Raw genomic sequence first — 19013 nt, 5'->3', positions numbered from 1 at the left:
GTGCAGACATGGAAAAGTTTGAAAAAGTCCACGGGGTGGCCGCCCCGATGCCACTGATCAATATCGACACCGATATGATCATTCCCAAAGTGCATCTGAAAACCATCAAACGGTCCGGCCTTGGCGTCGTGCTGTTTGATGAAATGCGCTATCATGATGACGGGCAGGAGAACGAAGAGTTCGTCCTGAACAAACCCGCCTATCGCGAGGCCGAAATTCTGGTCGCCGGCGACAATTTCGGCTGCGGCTCGTCGCGCGAACACGCACCCTGGGCGATCAAGGATTTCGGCATCAAGGTCGTGATCTCGACCAGCTTTGCCGACATCTTTTTCAACAACTGCTTCAAGAACGGCATCCTGCCGATCGTGGTTGAAGAAGAACACCACGCGATCCTGATGGAAGACGCACATAAGGGAGAGAACGCCCGGATGACCGTGCACCTGGAAGATCAGCAGATCACCACTTCGGATGGGATCGTGATCGAATTCGACATCGATCCGCACCGCAAGCACTGTCTGCTGAACGGTCTGGACGATATCGGTCTGACCATGGAGAAAGACCACCACATCGACAAATTCGAGGATCACGCAAGTCAGGCCCGCCCCTGGGTGTAAGGCCTTAGCCGATTCTTTGGATACTCAACCTAACGGGGTCGCCAAGGCGGCCCCGTTCTCATTCTTGGGGTTGAATTTACCAGAACCACAACATCTTGGTCTCACATTGAGATACACGTCGGATTTGCGTCGAAAATGATGCAATCCCGCACCAGTTGCGCCATCATTTTGCCCGAAATCACGTGTTTTCTGCACCCTGTCTTGAGCGAAATGCCGCTTATCGTCCATGTTGGCGCTAAAGAGGCATCCGTCAAAAACTCGAGACGATGGGCACAAGTTGGAATGTAAGTCGGCGAAGATCGACTTATCCGGTTTGAAAAAGGGTTCGGATAGTGATTGCGCGCACAACAGGGGCGGCGATACGCGGAATACTTGTGGCACTGATGGTGCTGACACCCGCGTTGTACCTGCCTGTATCATCGACGAACGGGACCGAGATTCTGGTCTTCCTCGCGATTCTCGCGTTCATCCTGACATTCGCCGAGTACAATTCTGCCTTTCCCAGCTTTATTGAATTTCGCGATGCGCCGCCGGTGAACCGTCTGCGGTTTGTCGGGCTGATGTCGATGGTCACCTTTCTGACCCTGGTTTGCAAAAACGCCTATGAGCCGACTGAGCTGACCGCGTTCGCCTACACCGCGGGTCTGGCCGTCGCGAATGTCGCGGACTTTCCCTATTCCCCGGTTCGGTTGATCGTGCTGATGCTGCCCTTGGATGCGGGCCAGCCGTTGATCGAATTGGTTCGGATCGCAGCCAGTGTGGCCTATGTGGCCGCCTTGGTCACCGTCGCCAGCTTTGCCTATGCGGTCAAAGTGCGTGGCTGGCCCACGGGCAATGGCGCCTTCAACGTGTGGACCAATCTACCGTTGTTTGATCCGACCAAGGGCGGCGATGTCGTTACCCGTCTGCAACGCGATGGCCGCCTGAATATCTGCATTGGCGTTCTGCTTCCCTTCCTCATTCCGGCTGTAATCAAGCTCATGAGCAGCGTCGTCGCCCCGATCTCGCTGAGCAATCCGCAAACGTTGATCTGGACAATGTGCGCCTGGGCCTTCCTGCCCGCCAGCATGATCATGCGCGGCATGGCGACGCTTCGCATCGCGGGTCTGATCGTAGAAAAGCGCCGCGCCTATTCGACAAGCGAGACAACGCAAGCCGCATGATCCGTGCCCTTGCCCTGCTGCTGCCTTTATCGGCGCAGGCAGAGGTTTATCGCATCGCCACCTACAACACTGAACTCAGCAGAAACGGCCCCGGCCTGCTGCTGCGCGACATCCAGCGGGATGATGCGCAGGTTGAAACTGTTGTCGAGGTCATTGCCGCTGCGCGACCTGATGTCATTGCCCTGCAAGGCATCGACTGGGATCTGGAAGGCGCGGCCCTGAGCGCCCTGTCCGAGAAACTGCGCGAGGCGGGCCTGGATTTCCCCTATCACTTTTCCGCCCAACCAAATGCTGGGTTGGAAACACCGCTGGATCTGGATGGTGATGGCAAAATGCAAGGCCCCGGCGACGCGCAGGGCTGGGGGAAGTTCACCGGCCATGGAGGAGTGGCGGTGTTGTCCCGTTTCGAAATCATGACCGATGACGTTCAGGATTACACCGATCTGCGGTGGAAAGATCTGCCTGGGGCTGCTTTGCCACGCAGTGATGGGCTTCCCTTCCCGTCTGAAGCTGCGCACGACATTCAGCGCCTGTCCTCGACCGTGCATTGGGTGCTTCCGATCGAAACCCCGCAGCGGCGATTCAGCCTGATGGCCTTTCACGCTGCCCCACCGGTTTTTGACGGACCCGAGGATCGCAACGGTCTGCGCAACAGGGATGAGATTCGCCTGTGGTCGGTTTTGTTGAATGGCGGTCTGGGGCCAGTTCCTCAAGGCCCCTTCGTGATAGCTGCGGACGCCAATCTCGACCCGACCCGCGGAGAAGGCCACAAACAGGCCATTCGCGCGCTTTTGGCCGATCCCAAGGTGCAGGACCCGATGCCAATGGACCCATCGGGGTCATCAGCAACGGTCGAATGGAAAGCCACCGGGGAAATGCGCGTTGACTACGTGTTGCCGTCCAGTGATCTGCAAATCTTGGAAACCGGCATTGTCTGGCCCGTGGAAGGTGACATGCTGTACGACAGTGCCCGACGTGCCAGCAGGCATCGACTGGTCTGGGTTGACATAATCCTACCCTAGAACCTCGCCCCCGTTCCCGGTTGTTGGCGATGAAGCGGCACGTTGGGGCGAAATGGCGGAGCGCAAGGCATCCTCCAGCTTCGTTTCAGAAAACGAGGCCAGCAATTCTTTCATATAGCCGCCATCCAATTGATGCGGCACGTGCCAGAGGTACCGCATCTCGATCAAATGAGGAGCCATGCGCCAGAATGGGCGGGCCAATTGCAGCGGCCACCAATTCATGCGTCGCACTGCAACCGGCCGGCCGGTGACTTGCGAAAGCGATTGAGCCATCTGCGTCCCGGTCAAAGTGTACCCTTCAAAGGGAACATCGCAAAAACGGGGAAGGTCTTGCCGCATCTCTGCCAGCGCGACGGCGGCACGGGCCAGATCAGGCAGAAAGGCCCAAGCGTGCGGTGCGTCCGGATCACCGGGGTAAACGAACTGACCGCGCGAAAGACGCTTGATCATGACCTGATCGTACCAGTTTCCGGATGCATTGGTGTCGATGAAATCCCCGGCGCGCAAAAGGATGGTGCGCACGGTTGACGCGCGATAGGCCTCTTCCATCTCGATCCGAACCCGGCCCAGAGGGTTGGTGGCCCGATGCGGCGTCCCGCCCGACCATGGACCCGGCGTATTTCCACCAAATACGTAGACATTGCCCGGCACGATCACGGTCGCCCCCGTATCTGAGGCCGCATCTATCACCCGTTTGGTCAGTACCGGCACATCGCGCGCCCAATCGGAATAGGGCGGATTCCATCCGTTCACGATGACGTCCACGCCGCGCGCCGCCTGTGACAGCGAATCGGACCTGCGGTCAAATTCCGTCACATCCCAGCCCGCGCGCCTGAACGCCAGGGCTGCATTGCGTCCAAAACGACCTGTTGCGCCCAGTACCAGTGCAGACTGTGCCATGTTTGCCTCCTGACTGAGATCAATCTAGCCATTCACTTCGCGCAAGGAATTGCCGCAATTCGCAGAACGTGTATTCATTTCTGAATGGACAAAGCTCTGACACATGCAGATTGGTCTCTGATCCAATGCTTTCTGGCCGTGGCCGAGACGGGATCGCTGTCCGCCGCCGCCCGACATCTGAATCGCAGCCAACCCACTTTGGGGCGACAGGTCCAAAACCTCGAGGATGAGCTGGGTGTCTCTCTTTTCGATCGCCACGCGCGTGGTCTGAAGCTCAGCGAAGCGGGTTCACAGCTTTTGCCGATGGCCCAGCAGATGCACAGCGCCATGACCGCGTTCAGTCTTGCTGCCGCGGGGCAATCGCAACAGCTTGAAGGTTCGGTGCGCATCACAGCATCCGTCTTTGCCTCGCATCACCTGCTGCCACCGATACTGGCGTCCATCCGCAAGCAGGAGCCCACGATCCAGCTTGAACTGGTGGCCACTGACACCACCGAGAATCTGCTCTATCGAGAGGCGGATATCGCCGTGCGGATGTATCGCCCAGCGCAGGTGGATCTCATTTCGCGCTATCTCGGGGATGTGCCGCTGTGTTTTTGTGCGGCAAAGTCCTATCTGGACCGGAAGGGGCGCCCCAACACACCCGAAGAACTGTTTACGCATGATCTGGTGGGGTTTGACGCGAACCAGGAGATCATCAAAGCCATGCGTGAAAAGGGGTGGCCAGCCAGCCGCGACAGTTTTGCCACCCGCTGTGACCTGCAAAGCGCCTATTGGGAACTGATCCGGGCAGGCTGTGGCATAGGCTTCAGCCAGGTACAGGTTGCCCAAGCCGACCCCGACGTGGAAATCCTGCCGCTGGATGTTGACATCCCGATTCTACCCGTGTGGCTGGCCGCACCTCAGGCCATGCGCCAGACCCCGCGCATCCGCAGAGTCTGGGATTTGTTGGCAGAAGGGCTCAAAGCCGCTCTTTGAGGGTCAAAGCGGACCGGTATAAGTTCCACGCGCGGGATAGTTGTTGCCCAATGTGAATTTCAAACCACCCGCAATATCCGACATGGACGGGCGACCGAAAGGCGTGGTCTGTTGCCATGCATAGTACAGCGTCCGGTCGGGTGCGATGTAGAAGTGCCCCGGCTCGGCGAACAGGTCCGGTTCGGCGCTGCCTTCGCGCTTGGTCGAGATGTTAAGGCCCCAATCATCCCGCGCGGCGGACAGGGGAAGGCTGTGACCCACCCGCAGGCGCGACGCTCCGGCTTTTTCGGCGGTTTCCGCCGCGCGCTCGGCTGTATCGGTGGTGATCATGATGACCTCGACGCCCAGCGCCGCAAAGTCATCCAGCGCCGCTTCGACCTCGGCCATCTGCTTGATGCAGATCGGGCAATGCAGCCCGCGATATTGAATCACCAGCGTCCCGTTTTCGCCCTTGTCCGCGTCCAGATCGAAGCTGCCATGGGCAACAGTTTCGATTTTCAGCGCAGGAACCGGATTTCCAGGAGTCAGCATGTGTTTTCCTTCTGTTTTGGCAGGTTCGTCTCATTGACCCGATGCAACGCAGACGCTAGGCCCTGTGCAACAAAACGCAAGGAGACCCTTCATGTCCAACCCTTCGCTCCTTATCCTGCCCGGAGACGGAATTGGCCCGGAAGTCATGGCCGAAGTGCGCAGAATCATCGATTGGTTCGGCGCCAATCGCGGTCTTCAATTTGACGTGAGCGAGGATCTGGTCGGCGGTGCCGCCTATGACGCCCACGGCAAGCCTTTGTCCGATGAGACGATGGCCAAGGCGCAAGAGGTCGACGCGGTTCTGCTGGGCGCTGTCGGTGGTCCGAAATACGACGATCTGGATTTCAGCCTCAAGCCCGAGCGCGGCCTGCTGCGCCTGCGCAAGGAAATGGACCTGTATTCGAACCTGCGCCCGGCCCAGTGCTTTGACGCGCTGGCTGACTTCTCGTCGCTGAAGAAAGACATCGTTGCCGGTCTGGATATCATGATCGTGCGCGAACTGACCTCGGGCGTCTACTTCGGTGAACCGCGCGGCATCTTCGAGGAAGGCAATGAACGCGTCGGCATCAACACCCAGCGTTACACCGAATCCGAGATTGAACGCGCCGCACGCTCGGCCTTTGAACTGGCGATGCGCCGGAACAAAAAGCTGTGCTCGATGGAAAAAGCCAACGTGATGGAATCGGGCATCCTGTGGCGCGAAGTGGTCAACCGCGTTTCCGCTGACTACCCCGAAGTTGAGCTGAGCCATATGTACGCCGACAACGGTGCCATGCAGCTGGTGCGCGCGCCGAAACAGTTCGACGTGATCCTGACCGACAACCTGTTCGGTGACATCCTCTCCGACTGCGCCGCGATGCTGACCGGGTCTCTAGGTATGCTGCCGTCGGCGTCGCTGGGCGCGCCGATGGCCAATGGACGCCCCAAGGCAATGTACGAGCCCGTACACGGATCCGCCCCCGATATCGCGGGTCAGGGCAAAGCCAACCCGATCGCCTGTATCCTCAGCTTTGCGATGGCTCTGCGCTACAGCTTTGATCAGGGTGAGGAAGCCGATCGGCTGGAAGCTGCGATAGAGAAGGTTCTGGCCGACGGCGTTCGCACCGGCGACCTGCTTGCGGATGAGGGCGTTCAGCCCGTCTCGACCAGCGAAATGGGCGACGCGATCCTATCTGCATTGGACGCAAGCGTCTGAGTAACGAAAGTAAGAAAAAACAAAAGGCGGTGCACCGGGCACCGCCTTTTTTTGTTTTGGCGTTTCGAGATTGCTTTAGTTGCCGCCGAAAATGTTCTTCAGCAGATTGTTGATGTCATTGGCAAAACCTCCGCGCTTTCGGCGGGGCTGCGGCTGGGCAACCTGAACCGGTGGTTCCGGCGCCATCATCGGCAAGGGCGTGGGCGTCATGCCCTCGGTCACGCGCAGCATGGTTTCTTTCCAGATCTCGGCCGGCAAGCCACCACCGGTCACGCCGGACAAGGGCGTGTTGTCATCATACCCCATCCAGACCCCGGTCACATAATCCGCCGTGAACCCGATGAACCACGCATCGCGCGCGGCCTGGGTCGTGCCGGTCTTGCCCGCCACCTGCCAGCCGGGCAATTTGGCCCGCCCGCCGGTTCCTTCAGAGACCACGCGCTCCATCATCCAGGTCAGTTGTTTGGCAGCCTTTTCATTGATCACCCTCTCGCCAATACCGGTCGTCGTGACCATGACGGGTGTTTCGTCGCCCAGCAGCTTCAGTTCGGTCAGCCCATAAGGTTCAACCTGTGACCCACCATTCAGGATGCCCGCATAAGCCCCGGTCATCTCGATCAACGTGCTTTCAGATGCACCAAGCGCCAGCGCAGGCCCCTGTGCCAGGTCGCTGGCAATCCCAAAGCCGCTGGCGACCGTCCGAACATTGTCCAGGCCGGAAATCTCGGCCACTTTCACCGCCGGTATGTTCAGCGAGTTTTTCAGCGCATCCGCCAAGGTCACCCGCCCATAATACTTGTTGGTGTAGTTCTTGGGGCACCACTGGCCTGACCCCGGAATATCGACGCAATAGGGTTCATCCATCACCGTATCCAGCGGCGAATATCCAAGTTCCAGCGCGGTGGCATAGACGAATGGCTTGAACGATGATCCCGTCTGTCGCAACGCCTGCGTCGCCCGGTTGAACGCGCCAGACACGCGTGTCTTGCGCCCACCAACCATCGCGCGCACCGCACCGTCGGCCGACATCACCACAATGGCCGCCTGTGCCTTTGATCCTTCGCGCACTTTTTCCTGAAAGATGAATTTCAGCGCCTCTTCCGCTGAGGTCTGAATGCGCTGATCCAAGGTGGTCCGGATCACCACATCTTCGGTCGTGTTGCGGGTAAAGAACTCGGGCCCGCTGGCCATGACCCAATCTGCAAAATACCCCCCGGCCCGCGCAGCCGCCGCCTCGGACAGTTGGGCTGGGCGCGCCCGCGCTTCGCTGGCCTGCGCGGCGGTCAGATAGCCCTGATCCTCCATCAGACCGATTACAAGGCGGGCCCGGTCCTGCGACCGTTGCAGATTGTTCGTCGGCGCATAGCGTGTGGGCGCAACCAACAGCCCGGCCAACATCGCTGCCTCGGCCGGCGAGACTTCGGCAGCGGACTTGCCAAAGTACCGCTGGCTTGCGGCCTCGAACCCGCGCGCGCCTGCACCAAGGAAAGCCCGGTTCAGGTAGATCGTCAGAACCTCATCCTTGGAGTATTTCACCTCCATCGCCATTGCATAAATGGCCTCTTTGGCCTTGCGCCACAGCGATCCCTGACGGCAATCGGCTTCATAGGCGGCCTCTGATTCCCATTCTGTCGGATCATAAGGCACGCCCAGACACAACAATTTGGCCGTTTGCTGCGTTATGGTTGACCCGCCATGCCCGGACAACGGGCCGCGCCCTTCGCTGAGATTGATGCGCACGGCGCTTGCCACACCGCGCGGGCTGACCCCGAAATGGCGATAGAACCGTTTGTCCTCGGTCGCGATGACGGCGTTTTTCAGATGCGGCGACACCGTATCAGCCGTGATCACCCCGCCAAACTGGTCGCCCCGCCAGGCAAACACTTTGCCGTCGCGGTCCAGCAGCGTGACAGACCCGCGCGCACGGCCGTCCAACAAGGCATCCAAGTCAGGCAACGAGGAATAGACGACACCCACCGCCAAGGCGATCAGGATGGCCACGACCGCTCCGACCCGCCAGGTCAGACCCCAGACCATGCGCCAGACCCAACGGAAGAAACGACGCAAGATGCCGCCGCCTTTGCCCCCCGATCTTTTGCGCGTCTTTTTGCGCGCAGTTTTGCGTGAGGTGGTTTTGCGAGCCGTCGCCTTCTTGCCCGCCGGGCGCTTGGATGCCGACGGTTTACGACCCTTTGACGGGTACCTTTTATCCGCAACCAATTTCGGCTTGCGTCGCTTGGACTCAGTCATGCTCAAACTCTGCCCGGGTTTTCTTTTGCGCCACCATACCCCGGTGATCTGAGTATGTAGAGGTCCGAATTTCCGAAATTTCCCCTCACAATACTGCCTATTATTTAATCAGCGTGCCTATTTTGTGCAAATAATGTGCAATTTTTCGCCGTTTGGCGATCCTTTGGCCCTCAAGAGCCGTTTCTTACCACGATCAGTCGCGCATTTTTCTGCAGGTGCAAACAAACCGGTTCCACCGGAGAACCAGAGGGGAAAGACGTGAAACTGATCATTGCGACAATCAAGCCGTTCAAGCTGGAGGAGGTGCGCGAGGCACTGACCGAGGCCGGCGTGCGCGGCATGATGGTAACCGAGATCAAGGGCTTCGGCTCGCAATCCGGCCACACCGAAATCTATCGGGGGGCCGAATACGCGGTGAATTTCGTGCCCAAGATCAAGTTGGAAATCGTGGTGCCTGCCGCGATGACCGACCAGATCGTCGAGACCATCACCAAAACCGCCAAGACCGGAAAGATCGGCGACGGCAAGATTTTCGTCCTCGATGTCGAGCAGGCGCTGCGCGTGCGGACCGGGGAAACCAACGAAGAGGCGCTGTAGGCGCCGCGACCGACAATCATTCGAGGACTGAACATGAACCTGATGAAATCTCTCATTCCTGCCGCGGCGATCGTCGCGCTGCCGCAGATGGGCCTGGCGCAAGAGGCCACCGGCGAGACTGCGCAGCATACGCAATACATCCTGACTTCGCTGTTGTTTCTGGTCGGCGGTTTTCTGGTATTCTGGATGGCCGCGGGCTTTGCGATGCTCGAAGCCGGCCTGGTGCGTTCCAAGAACGTTGCCATGCAGCTGATCAAGAACATGGGCCTGTTTTCCTTTGCAGCCATCATGTATTGGCTGGTGGGCTTCAACCTGATGTATCCGGGCGACGGCTGGACCATCACCGGCATTCTGGGCGCGTTCTCGCCAACGTCACTGGAACCGGTTGGTCTGGAAGGGGTCGAAACCGACCTGTCATATGCGTCCGTCGGATCGGACTTCTTCTTCCAGCTGATGTTCTGCGCCACCACCGCGTCCATTGTATCGGGCACCATGGCCGAGCGCGTCAAACTGTGGCCCTTCTTCTTTTTCGTGATCGTCCTGACAGGCATCATCTACCCGATCGAAGCGTCCTGGCAGTGGGGTGGCGGCTGGTTGTCCGAGATGGGCTTCAGCGACTTCGCCGGCTCGACCCTGGTTCACGCCGCGGGTGGCTTCGCGGCTCTGGCCGGTGCCATCGTACTGGGCCCGCGCATCGGTAAATACAACAAGGACGGCAAAGTTGTGCCTATCCCCGGCTCGAACCTGGCGCTGGCAACCCTAGGGACGTTCATCCTGTGGCTGGGTTGGTTCGGCTTCAACGGCGGCTCGCAGCTGGCCATGGGCACGATCGGAGACATGGCCGATATCAGCCGTATCTTCGCCAACACCAACATGGCCGCCGCCGCCGGTGCCGTCGCCGCCCTGATCCTGACGCAGGTGATGTATGGCAAGGTCGACCTGACCATGGTTCTGAACGGCGCGCTGGCCGGGCTGGTCTCGATCACCGCCGAACCGCTGGCACCGTCGCTGTTCCAGGCGCTGATCATCGGCGGCATCGGCGGCGTGATCGTGGTCTACACCGTGCCGCTGCTGGACAAGATGAAGATTGATGACGTGGTCGGCGCCATCCCGGTTCACCTGATCGCAGGCTTCTGGGGCACCTTCATCGTGGCCTGGACCAACGGTGATGCGTCCTTCGTGACCCAGATCATCGGCTTCGCGGCCATCGGCATCTTCGTCTTCGTGGTCAGCTTCATCCTGTTCTCGATCCTCAAGGCCACCGTCGGCCTGCGGGTTGGCGAGGAAGAAGAGATCAACGGGCTCGACATGGGCGAACTGGGCATGGAAGCTTATCCCGAGTTCTCGAAAGGCTGATCCCACTTCCACCCAAACAAAAAAACCCGGGCATTCGTGCCCGGGTTTCTTGTTTGGCAATGCCTGAAAATCAGACGCCGACGTCGACAATCGCCTGCGCAAGGATCGGAACGGTGTTGGCGTTCAGACCGGCGATGTTCAGGCGGCTGTCGCCAACCATGTAGATGCCGTGTTCAACGCGCAGTTTCTCGACCAACTCCGGGGCCGCACCCAAGCGCGAGAACATGCCGCGGTGCTGGGCGATGAAACCGAAGCGGTTCGAACCGCTCAGACGCTGGAGTTCGTCGGCCAGTTGGCGACGCAGGCCCAGCATTGACAGGCGCACCTCTTCCAGTTCGGCCATCCAGTCGGCGCGCAGGGCTTCGTCCATCAGGATCGTGGTCACAACACGTGCGCCGTGGTCGGGCGGGAAGGAATAATTCTGGCGGTTCAGGAATGCCAATGTACCCTGGTTCAAAGCGGTCTGCCCGGCATCGGCGCTGATGGCCATCAGCAAACCGGTGCGTTCGCGATACACGCCGAAATTCTTCGAGCATGACGCCGCTATCAGGCATTCCTTGACCGAAGATGCGACCAGACGTGTTGCTTGCGCATCCTCTTCCAGACCGTCGCCGAAGCCTTGATAGGCGATGTCGATCATCGCAACGAGGCCAAGCGCGTTGATCAGGTTCACGACCTCCTGCCATTGAACCATGTTGAGGTTGGCACCGGTCGGGTTGTGGCAGCAACCGTGCAGCAGAACCACATCACCCGCTTTGGCGGTCTTCAGGTCTTCGATCATGCCGTCGAAATCGACGCCACGTGTGTCGCCATCGAAATAGCGGTATGGAACCGTCTCGATCCCCAGGTAGTTCAGGATCGACAAGTGGTTCGGCCATGTCGGGTTCGACACGAAGACGCGGGCCGACGGGTTGGCCATACGGATCATCTCGAACGCCTGACGGCAGGCGCCGGTGCCGCCCGGCGTCGCCACGGCGGCGATATTGCCGCGCTCAACCGACGTGCCGAGGATCAACCCGATCATCGCATCCGCATAGGCCGGGTCGCCGGCCAGCCCGGTATAAGCTTTGGTTTCCTGCTCGTCCCAGACGCGCTGCTCGGCCGCTTTGACGGCGCGCATGACCGGGGTGATGCCTTCCGCGTTTTTGTAGACGCCGACGCCCAAGTCGATCTTCTGATCGCGCGGGTCTTCGCGGTACATCTGCATCAGCGCCAGAATCTTGTCGGCAGGCTGCGGTTTCAGGTTCTCGAACATCAGGTCTCTCCGGTTGCGACGGGCAGGGTCGGGAAGGCGCCCCATTCAGCCCATGAGCCGTCATAAAGCGAGTGGTCTTTCTTGCCCATGCGCTCAAGCGCAAGGCTGAGGATCGCGGCGGTCACGCCAGACCCGCACGAGGTGATCGCCGGTTTTGACAGATCGACGCCCGCGGCCTCGAATATGGCGCGGCACTCTTCCGGCGACTTCATGGTACCATTGGCGTTCAGCAACTGGCCAAAGGGGACATTGCGTGAACCCGGAATATGCCCCGAGCGCAGCCCCTCGCGCGGTTCGGCTTCGGCCCCGGAAAACCGGCTGGCAGAACGGGCGTCGATGATCTCATGATCACCCAGCTTGGCGGCGGCGGAAACTTGCGTGACATCCCGAACAAGCTGATTTTGCACCCGGACGGTCATATGACGATCACGGATGACTGGCGGCAGGTCTTCAACCTCGCGCCCTTCCGCCTGCCATTTGGGGAATCCACCATCCAGAACCGCGATGTTTTCCTGCCCCATCAGACGGAACAGCCACCAGACGCGCGCGGCCGACATCAGCCCGGCGCCATCGTAAACCACGACCTGATGACCATCACCCACACCCATCGCCCGCAGGCGCGACATGAATTTCTCGACCGGAGGCGCCATATGCGGCAAGTCGGAACGGTGATCTGATATCTCGTCTATGTCAAAGAACCGCGCCCCGGGTATGTGGCCTGCGTCATATTCCGCCCGTGCATCACGATTTTGCGCGGGCAAGTACCACGACCCGTCCAGAATCCGCAGATCCGGATCCTTCAAATGCGCGGCCAGCCATTCAGTGGATACGAGGGTTTTTGGATCGTCCTGCATCAAAGCCTCCCCTAAGCGCGCTTGATTTTTCCCTATACCCGGCAGCATAGGGGTTCAAGGCTGGATAGCGCTCACTTGGCGCTGCGCAGGCGGAAATGTTGGATAATCCCAATGAGGCTGATCAGAATCCAGAACCCCTCGATCAACATAGAAGCGAGATTGAAATTCTGAAGCAGGGAATAGACGATCAGCACCGAGCCCAGCAGGTTGATCACCGGAAAGGCCAGATCATCCGAGTTCATCATCCGCATCTGTGTTGCGAAATACGCGGCGACCACGATCAAGGCCCCGAAAGAGCCGATGGCGTCGACGATGGTCAGGCTGTCGAAAAATGCGGTCATGAATGGGCCTTGCCGTTCTCTACAAATTCGGTGTGTTGGGCGTAATGATGCATGTTCAGAAAGGCCGCCCCCGTTGGACCGGCGCGATACCCGTGCGGAAGATCGGCCGCGAAACGCAACCCCTGCCCGGCCTGTAGGGAAACCCACTCGTCTCCGCGCAGGATCTCAAGCGTGCCGTTCAGAACAAAGACCTCCTCGGTCACGCCTGTCGCGTGGGCGGGCGACTCGTGGCTTTGGTTCGGCTTGAGGTTGACGTGGAACGTCTCGGCCCCCAGAGCGGGATCGAATGGAAAGACGATCTTGACCTCGATCGTGCCGGGGAAAGTTACGGTCTGAAAAACCGAAGGATCCCCGTTCATCGTATCGATCAGCGCGCTGAGCGGCAGTTGAAACCCCTTGGCAATTTTCCACAGCGTTGCGATGGTCGGGCTGGATTCGCCGCGCTCGATCTGCCCCAGCATGGCTTTGCTCACGCCCGTCATCTCGGCCACTTTCGACAGGCTCAGGCCCGATGCCGCACGCACGTCTCGCAGTTTCAGCGTTATATCGTCAGAGTTCATCTCGTCGTCCCGCGAATCCTCTTGTGCGTTATAGCGCACATGTGGTACGTGCGCTATAACGTACGAACCCCAAGACATGCAACCCGAGGCAACAGGGAAACAGCATCATGCCATTGTACCGATCCAGAACCTCAACCCATGGCCGCAACATGGCTGGCGCACGCGGCCTTTGGCGCGCCACCGGCATGGGAGACGATGATTTTGGCAAACCGATCATTGCCATCGTCAACTCGTTCACCCAGTTCGTGCCCGGTCACGTCCACCTTAAGGACCTGGGTCAGATGGTTGCGCGCGAGGTCGAGGCCGCCGGTGGCGTTGCAAAAGAATTCAACACGATCGCGGTGGATGACGGCATCGCAATGGGCCATGACGGGATGCTGTATTCGCTGCCCTCGCGCGAAGTCATTGCGGATTCGGTCGAATACATGGTCAACGCGCATTGTGCCGACGCCATGGTCTGCATTTCGAATTGCGACAAGATCACCCCCGGCATGCTGATGGCCGCGATGCGCCTGAACATCCCTGCTATATTTGTTTCGGGCGGGCCGATGGAGGCCGGCAAGATCGATATCGCAGATCTGGATGCCAAGAAAATCGACCTCGTCGACGCCATGGTCGCCGCGGCGGACGACAGATTCACCGACGAACAGGTTCAACACATCGAAGAGAATGCCTGCCCGACCTGCGGGTCCTGTTCTGGCATGTTCACTGCGAACTCGATGAACTGCCTGGCCGAAGCGTTGGGCCTGGCCCTACCGGGCAACGGCTCGACACTGGCGACACATGCCGACCGCAAAGAGTTGTTCCTTGAGGCAGGCCGCCGGATCGTCGAGATCACCAAGCGCCATTACGATCTGGATGAAAAAGGTTTTCTCCCACGCGAGATTGCCACCTTCGAAGCATTCGAAAACGCCATGAGCCTCGACATCGCCATGGGCGGGTCCACCAATACGGTGCTTCATCTGCTGGCCATCGCGCATGAGGGCGGCGTTGATTTCACCATGTCCGACATGGACCGCCTGAGCCGCCGCGTTCCCTGCCTGTGCAAAGTCGCGCCCAACACCGAAAATGTGCACATGGAAGACGTCCACCGCGCCGGAGGTATCTTCTCGATCCTCGGAGAGCTCAGCCGCGCAGGCCTGCTGCACGAGGAATGCAACACGGTACATTCGGCCACAATGGGCGAGGCGATCGCCAACTGGGACATCAAGGTCGCCAACAATCCAAAGGCGCAGGAGCTGTTCAAGGCCGCCCCCGGCGGCGTGCGCACCACACAGGCGTTCAGCCAGTCCAACCGGTACAAGGAACTGGACACCGACCGCGAAGGCGGCGTGATTCGTTCGAAAGAACACGCGTTCAGCCAGGATGGTGGTCTGGCCGTTCTGTTCGGCAATATCGCCCGCGACGGCTGTATTGTGAAAACTGCTGGCGTGGACGCCAATATCCTGAAATTCACCGGCTCGGCCTACGTGTGCGAAAGTCAGGATCAGGCGGTCAACGACATTCTTACGGGCAAGGTGAAAGAAGGCGATGTGGTCGTCATCCGCTATGAAGGCCCGCGCGGAGGCCCGGGGATGCAGGAAATGCTATATCCGACGTCATATCTGAAGTCCAAAGGACTTGGCAAAGCCTGCGCGTTGCTGACCGATGGCCGTTTCTCGGGCGGCACATCAGGCCTGTCGATCGGACATGTATCACCCGAAGCGGCCGAAGGCGGTGAGATCGGTCTGGTTCAGAATGGCGACACGATCGAGATCGACATCCCCAACCGCACCATTCATCTGGCGGTTTCGGATGAAGAGCTGGCCGCCCGCCGCACTGAACAGGACGCAAAAGGGTGGGAGCCCGCCGCGCCGCGCAAACGTAAAGTGTCCACTGCGCTCAAAGCCTATGCCAAGCTGACGACAAGCGCTGCGAAAGGTGCTGTGCGTCAAGTCTGACGAATTGGTTTTCAAATCATCAAAACCGCAATAGCTTCAAAGGCCTCGCTATTCAAAATCAGCGGGGCCTTCTTCCGTCCAATCAGCTGTTCCGGTGCTGAGACATGACTATCTGGCGTCCACAAAATAGTATTCGTGTCAAAGCCATTGGCTTGCTTTGGCGGGGACCCCGGCTGCTTGTGGCAGATGTTCGTGACGACGACAACGTGTTGAAAGGTGTGCGCCCGCTTGGCGGAAGCATCGAGTTTGGCGAGACCTGGCAAGTCGCGCTGAAACGCGAGTTTCGTGAAGAACTCCAAGTTGATGTCGAAGTATCAGATGCGCCGCTGGTGCTCGAAAACATCTACACCCACGAAGGATCGTTTGGGCATGAGATCATTTTCGCTGCGGACGTGCGCCTTGCAATTCCAGCAGAATTGCCGGATGCACCCATCACGTTCCGCGAAGACAACGGGGTAATCTGCACCGCCCGTTGGCGCGACATCCGCAAACTGGGCACACGTGACGGACCGCAGCTTTTTCCCAACGGTCTCAAACAGCACCTGAGCTCAGACTGAAACGCAAAAAGACCCTCCCGCGCCCAAATCGCACCATCAGCTTCGCTGATGCCACGTTTGGCCTTGGGCCCGGCGCCGCGCAACGCGCGGCGCCGGGCCCAACCGGAGGAGATGTTTCGCAAGAAATACCGACGACGGGCGGGAGCACCCCCACCGTCAGTCGCCCAATTTGGCGTGGATTTCGTCCAGATCGATTTCACCGATCGGCATCTTGTTCGCCGGGTTTTCGAAGTCGTATTTGAACAGCTCGAAATCCTGCTTGTAGATCTCATAGACCAGATGCATTGACAGATCGTCAAAGTAGTCCTCGACCGGATGCGCACGTTTTGGCCCATGCCCTTCGGATTCATTGAACCGTGGGATTTCGGACAAATTGACCGGGTGCTTCAGCTCGACATTGTCCAGAACATCCTGCATCCCGTCATTGAACGCTTCTGTCCAGAAAATACGGTCATAGTGACCGCCGTTCACGATGAAGGTAGACACGTGGCCTGACATCGCAGACCAGTGAATGTCCGGGTCCATCGGGCGCCGCCACCGGATCGTATCACGTGCAAACAGCAGAAACCGGCGGAAGCTGGCGATCTGGTCAAACTCTCCCTTGCCGTCGTCGCCGCCCACTTCGATCCCGTAGTTATAGATCAGCGTCGGCACCAGATTGCCGCGGTATCTCTTGCCGTTGCGCTGAATGCCACAGATCTTGTCAAAGAATGAGCTGAGGATGCGGGTGTAGGGATTGCGCACGCAAGTGAACGAATAGGACGCGTGATTGCGCACATTGTTCGAGATCAGCTCCTGGCTCTGATCAAATGCCCATTTGTGCATGCCGTCCTTGGCATCATGGATATCACCGTCGAAGAACTGACCATGATCCGAGAAATACATGATCTGACCAATGGTCGAGCAGGCACATTTGGGCACCACGCGGTACACCATGCTTTCGCTCTCGGTCATCCAGGTGCCGGGAAACCCCATCTGCTGTGCCTCCTCCGCTGGCCAGGTCTCGATCCGACACGCCAGCTTTTGGTTACAAAGAACCAAAATTATTCTGTTTATTCAATCGTTCATCCTCAGTATCACGGTTGAAATCAGGCAGAAACGGATATTGCGTAATCTCAATGGCAAAAGTCGCCTATATATTGCTGTGTCACAAGGACCCTGAAGCCATCATTGCACAGGCCGAACAACTGACCGCTGTCGGCGATTGCATGGCCATCCATTTTGACGCCAGCGCCAGCGCCGAAGCCTATGAGCGCATTCGTTCCGCACTGGATCAGAACCCCAATGTGACCTTTGCAAAAAAACGCGTCAGATGCGGCTGGGGAGAATGGTCGCTGGTCCGGGCCACGCTGAACGCCCTGGAAGCCGCCGTGGAAAATTTCCCGCGCGCCACACATTTCTACATGCTGTCGGGTGACTGCATGGCGATCAAAACCGCTGAATACACGCACCGTTACCTCGACGATAACGACAAGGATTTCATCGAAAGTCACGATTTCTTTGAAAGCAACTGGATCAAGACCGGCATGAAGGAAGACCGGCTGATCTATCGCCACTACTTCAACGAGCGCACGCAGTCCAAGCTGTTTTATGCCGCCTATGAATTGCAAAAGCGCCTCGGTCTGACGCGGGACATCCCCCAGGACATTCAGATGATGATTGGCAGCCAATGGTGGTGCCTGCGTCGTAGAACCGTCGAAATGATTCTGGATTTCCTGCGTCAGCGCCGGGATGTGATCCGTTTTTTTTCGACCACGTGGATCCCTGATGAAACCTTCTTTCAGACGCTGGTGCGTCACCTGATCCCAAAAAACGAGATTGAAAACCGAACGCCGACCTTCCTGATGTTCTCGGACTATGGAATGCCGGTCACGTTCTACAATGACCATTATGACATGTTGCTGGGCCAGGATTATTTGTTCGCCCGCAAGATCAGCGCCGAGGCGCATGAGTTGAAGGCCCGGCTCGGCTCGCTCTATGCAAGTGAGGGTGTCGATTTCCCGATCTCGAACGAGGGGCGCAATCTGTATGCGTTTCTCACCGGCCGCGGGCGTATCGGCCGCCGGTTCGGACAACGCTTCTGGGAAGCCGGGAGCGTACTCGGCCCGGAACGGGAACTGTTCGTGATCGTCTGCAAGAAATGGCATGTCGCCAAACGTCTCGTCGATCAGATCGCATCTGAAACGGGTATTCCTTGCGTCGAATACCTGTTCAACGAAGAAAACACGTTGCTGCCGGACCTGGGCGGGATCGAATCCACACTGACCAAGCGCTCTCGTCACCGGCGCGCCGTTCTGCGCCTGTTGTTCGACAGTTTCGGGTCGGATCAGCTGGTGCTGTGCCTTGACCCGGCCAATCTTGACGCGCTCGAGGATTTCTGCGGCGACCAGGCCAAAACCCACGTGCTTGAGATCGAATGCGAATACTCGGACGACTATCTGATCGGCCACGCGCGTCGCGTCGGGCTGGCCGGAGACAACAGTCCAACGGAAACCGTTGCTTCCTTGCTGCCGACCCTTCGCAACGATCTGGGCTATGAATCCGAACGGATCCGTGCCGCCCGGCTGGACAATTACCTGCGCCTGCGGGAAACGGCCCCGCGCGCCGAGAACGAAGCGGTTATTGCCAGGTTTCTTGGGGTTGGTGAAGACAAAGCCCAAGCCATCATGCAGTTGGATTATCTTTTCCTCGACTGATCCCCAAAGCCCTTCACGGATTGTGTGCTTGAAACTGGGCACCTGTGCCCTGCGCAATCCAAATCGCGGATGGCAAGTGTTCCGCCACGCAAGGCAGCAGCAGCCGCTGCAACTGCACTCGTGATTTTTATTCAAATATCGGATATTGTGCAGCCAATTGGGCCATTTTGTTCATACTTTTTCTATCAGCAACACGGCCCTTGC

Annotated in this window: 19 protein-coding genes; 10 read left to right on the top strand and 9 right to left on the bottom strand. The window is 58.7% G+C overall.

What is annotated here, in order from left to right:
• The first annotated feature begins 8 nt into the window (after nucleotides 1-8).
• Nucleotides 9-614, top strand: coding sequence for a 3-isopropylmalate dehydratase small subunit (gene leuD / locus GOW09_RS19160; RefSeq protein WP_171120098.1), 606 nt, complete (start codon nucleotides 9-11; stop codon nucleotides 612-614).
• A 24-nt stretch (nucleotides 615-638) separates the two neighbouring features.
• On the opposite strand, the gene GOW09_RS22410 is transcribed toward leuD, so the two are convergent.
• Nucleotides 639-842, bottom strand: a complete 204-nt coding sequence (locus tag GOW09_RS22410; protein WP_217360293.1) for a hypothetical protein — start codon at nucleotides 840-842, stop codon at nucleotides 639-641.
• Nucleotides 843-946: 104 nt separating this feature from the next.
• Between GOW09_RS22410 and GOW09_RS19155 the strand changes: the two genes are divergently transcribed.
• A complete protein-coding gene (locus tag GOW09_RS19155; RefSeq protein ID WP_152459720.1) occupies nucleotides 947-1777 on the top strand; it encodes a hypothetical protein in 831 nt (276 codons plus the stop codon).
• Nucleotides 1774-2799 (top strand): endonuclease/exonuclease/phosphatase family protein, encoded by a 1026-nt coding sequence (locus tag GOW09_RS19150; RefSeq protein ID WP_171120097.1) that lies wholly within the window; start codon nucleotides 1774-1776, stop codon nucleotides 2797-2799. The genes GOW09_RS19155 and GOW09_RS19150 overlap by 4 nt, the downstream gene beginning before the upstream one ends.
• Here the strand turns inward: GOW09_RS19150 and GOW09_RS19145 are convergent.
• Nucleotides 2791-3699 (bottom strand): sugar nucleotide-binding protein, encoded by a 909-nt coding sequence (locus GOW09_RS19145; RefSeq protein WP_171120096.1) that lies wholly within the window; start codon nucleotides 3697-3699, stop codon nucleotides 2791-2793. The genes GOW09_RS19150 and GOW09_RS19145 overlap by 9 nt on opposite strands.
• An 84-nt stretch (nucleotides 3700-3783) precedes the next feature.
• On the opposite strand from GOW09_RS19145, the gene GOW09_RS19140 reads away from it, so the two are divergent.
• A complete protein-coding gene (locus GOW09_RS19140) occupies nucleotides 3784-4677 on the top strand; it encodes a LysR family transcriptional regulator (RefSeq protein WP_171120095.1) in 894 nt (297 codons plus the stop codon).
• Nucleotides 4678-4680: 3 nt separating this feature from the next.
• On the opposite strand, the gene GOW09_RS19135 is transcribed toward GOW09_RS19140, so the two are convergent.
• Entirely contained in the window at nucleotides 4681-5208 is a 528-nt protein-coding gene (locus tag GOW09_RS19135) for a redoxin domain-containing protein (RefSeq protein ID WP_171120094.1), read from the bottom strand.
• Nucleotides 5209-5299: 91 nt separating this feature from the next.
• On the opposite strand from GOW09_RS19135, the gene leuB reads away from it, so the two are divergent.
• Complete coding sequence (gene leuB, locus GOW09_RS19130) at nucleotides 5300-6403, top strand: 3-isopropylmalate dehydrogenase (protein ID WP_171120093.1); 1104 nt, start codon at nucleotides 5300-5302, stop codon at nucleotides 6401-6403.
• Between the two features lie 75 nt (nucleotides 6404-6478).
• Here the strand turns inward: leuB and GOW09_RS19125 are convergent, their stop codons facing one another.
• On the bottom strand, nucleotides 6479-8653 hold the full coding sequence (locus GOW09_RS19125) for a transglycosylase domain-containing protein (RefSeq protein ID WP_152459714.1): 2175 nt from the start codon (nucleotides 8651-8653) through the stop codon (nucleotides 6479-6481).
• A 258-nt stretch (nucleotides 8654-8911) separates the two neighbouring features.
• Between GOW09_RS19125 and GOW09_RS19120 the strand changes: the two genes are divergently transcribed.
• The gene (locus GOW09_RS19120; RefSeq protein ID WP_152459713.1) at nucleotides 8912-9250 is read left to right on the top strand and encodes a P-II family nitrogen regulator; all 339 of its coding nucleotides are present in this window, start codon (nucleotides 8912-8914) and stop codon (nucleotides 9248-9250) included.
• 33 nt (nucleotides 9251-9283) lie between these two features.
• Entirely contained in the window at nucleotides 9284-10606 is a 1323-nt protein-coding gene (locus GOW09_RS19115) for an ammonium transporter (RefSeq protein ID WP_171120092.1), read from the top strand.
• A 70-nt stretch (nucleotides 10607-10676) separates the two neighbouring features.
• Here the strand turns inward: GOW09_RS19115 and GOW09_RS19110 are convergent, their stop codons facing one another.
• The 4 genes from GOW09_RS19110 to GOW09_RS19095 form a co-directional block, all read right to left on the bottom strand.
• On the bottom strand, nucleotides 10677-11861 hold the full coding sequence (locus GOW09_RS19110) for an amino acid aminotransferase (RefSeq protein ID WP_171120091.1): 1185 nt from the start codon (nucleotides 11859-11861) through the stop codon (nucleotides 10677-10679).
• Nucleotides 11861-12715 (bottom strand): 3-mercaptopyruvate sulfurtransferase, encoded by an 855-nt coding sequence (gene sseA, locus GOW09_RS19105; RefSeq protein WP_171120090.1) that lies wholly within the window; start codon nucleotides 12713-12715, stop codon nucleotides 11861-11863. The genes GOW09_RS19110 and sseA overlap by 1 nt, the downstream gene beginning before the upstream one ends.
• A 71-nt stretch (nucleotides 12716-12786) precedes the next feature.
• Nucleotides 12787-13056 (bottom strand): hypothetical protein, encoded by a 270-nt coding sequence (locus tag GOW09_RS19100; protein ID WP_152459709.1) that lies wholly within the window; start codon nucleotides 13054-13056, stop codon nucleotides 12787-12789.
• On the bottom strand, nucleotides 13053-13616 hold the full coding sequence (locus GOW09_RS19095; RefSeq protein ID WP_152459708.1) for a helix-turn-helix domain-containing protein: 564 nt from the start codon (nucleotides 13614-13616) through the stop codon (nucleotides 13053-13055). The genes GOW09_RS19100 and GOW09_RS19095 overlap by 4 nt, the downstream gene beginning before the upstream one ends.
• Before the next feature lie 107 nt (nucleotides 13617-13723).
• Between GOW09_RS19095 and ilvD the strand changes: the two genes are divergently transcribed.
• Nucleotides 13724-15556 (top strand): dihydroxy-acid dehydratase, encoded by a 1833-nt coding sequence (gene ilvD, locus GOW09_RS19090; RefSeq protein WP_171120089.1) that lies wholly within the window; start codon nucleotides 13724-13726, stop codon nucleotides 15554-15556.
• Between the two features lie 104 nt (nucleotides 15557-15660).
• Entirely contained in the window at nucleotides 15661-16113 is a 453-nt protein-coding gene (locus tag GOW09_RS19085) for an NUDIX hydrolase (protein ID WP_171120088.1), read from the top strand.
• A gap of 156 nt (nucleotides 16114-16269) precedes the next feature.
• Here GOW09_RS19085 and GOW09_RS19080 read toward each other — a convergent pair whose 3' ends face one another.
• Nucleotides 16270-17088 (bottom strand): sulfotransferase family protein, encoded by an 819-nt coding sequence (locus tag GOW09_RS19080; RefSeq protein WP_152459706.1) that lies wholly within the window; start codon nucleotides 17086-17088, stop codon nucleotides 16270-16272.
• 143 nt (nucleotides 17089-17231) lie between these two features.
• Here GOW09_RS19080 and GOW09_RS19075 point away from each other — a divergent pair, with 143 nt between their 5' ends.
• Nucleotides 17232-18809, top strand: coding sequence for a DUF5928 domain-containing protein (locus GOW09_RS19075; protein ID WP_171120087.1), 1578 nt, complete (start codon nucleotides 17232-17234; stop codon nucleotides 18807-18809).
• The last annotated feature ends 204 nt before the right edge of the window (nucleotides 18810-19013 follow it).

It is taken from the genome of Ruegeria sp. HKCCA5463 (assembly GCF_013034175.1).
Lineage (GTDB): Bacteria > Pseudomonadota > Alphaproteobacteria > Rhodobacterales > Rhodobacteraceae > Ruegeria.
The sequence above is the reverse complement of the archived record's forward strand: the minus strand, read 5'-3'. Positions and strand labels throughout refer to the sequence as shown.

Bases quoted from the DNA above. Each gene is read 5' to 3' on its own strand.
- GOW09_RS19085 (WP_171120088.1), top strand. From the start codon at position 15,661: ATGACTATCTGGCGTCCACAAAATAGTATTCGTGTCAAAGCCATTGGC.
- GOW09_RS19125 (WP_152459714.1), bottom strand. From the start codon at position 8,653: ATGACTGAGTCCAAGCGACGCAAGCCGAAATTGGTTGCGGATAAAAGG.
- GOW09_RS19135 (WP_171120094.1), bottom strand. From the start codon at position 5,208: ATGCTGACTCCTGGAAATCCGGTTCCTGCGCTGAAAATCGAAACTGTT.
- GOW09_RS19075 (WP_171120087.1), top strand. From the start codon at position 17,232: ATGGCAAAAGTCGCCTATATATTGCTGTGTCACAAGGACCCTGAAGCC.
- GOW09_RS19100 (WP_152459709.1), bottom strand. From the start codon at position 13,056: ATGACCGCATTTTTCGACAGCCTGACCATCGTCGACGCCATCGGCTCT.
- GOW09_RS19150 (WP_171120097.1), top strand. From the start codon at position 1,774: ATGATCCGTGCCCTTGCCCTGCTGCTGCCTTTATCGGCGCAGGCAGAG.
- leuB (WP_171120093.1), top strand. From the start codon at position 5,300: ATGTCCAACCCTTCGCTCCTTATCCTGCCCGGAGACGGAATTGGCCCG.
- GOW09_RS22410 (WP_217360293.1), bottom strand. From the start codon at position 842: ATGGACGATAAGCGGCATTTCGCTCAAGACAGGGTGCAGAAAACACGT.
- GOW09_RS19080 (WP_152459706.1), bottom strand. From the start codon at position 17,088: ATGGGGTTTCCCGGCACCTGGATGACCGAGAGCGAAAGCATGGTGTAC.
- GOW09_RS19115 (WP_171120092.1), top strand. From the start codon at position 9,284: ATGAACCTGATGAAATCTCTCATTCCTGCCGCGGCGATCGTCGCGCTG.
- leuD (WP_171120098.1), top strand. From the start codon at position 9: ATGGAAAAGTTTGAAAAAGTCCACGGGGTGGCCGCCCCGATGCCACTG.
- GOW09_RS19140 (WP_171120095.1), top strand. From the start codon at position 3,784: ATGGACAAAGCTCTGACACATGCAGATTGGTCTCTGATCCAATGCTTT.
- ilvD (WP_171120089.1), top strand. From the start codon at position 13,724: ATGCCATTGTACCGATCCAGAACCTCAACCCATGGCCGCAACATGGCT.
- GOW09_RS19110 (WP_171120091.1), bottom strand. From the start codon at position 11,861: ATGTTCGAGAACCTGAAACCGCAGCCTGCCGACAAGATTCTGGCGCTG.
- sseA (WP_171120090.1), bottom strand. From the start codon at position 12,715: ATGCAGGACGATCCAAAAACCCTCGTATCCACTGAATGGCTGGCCGCG.
- GOW09_RS19145 (WP_171120096.1), bottom strand. From the start codon at position 3,699: ATGGCACAGTCTGCACTGGTACTGGGCGCAACAGGTCGTTTTGGACGC.
- GOW09_RS19095 (WP_152459708.1), bottom strand. From the start codon at position 13,616: ATGAACTCTGACGATATAACGCTGAAACTGCGAGACGTGCGTGCGGCA.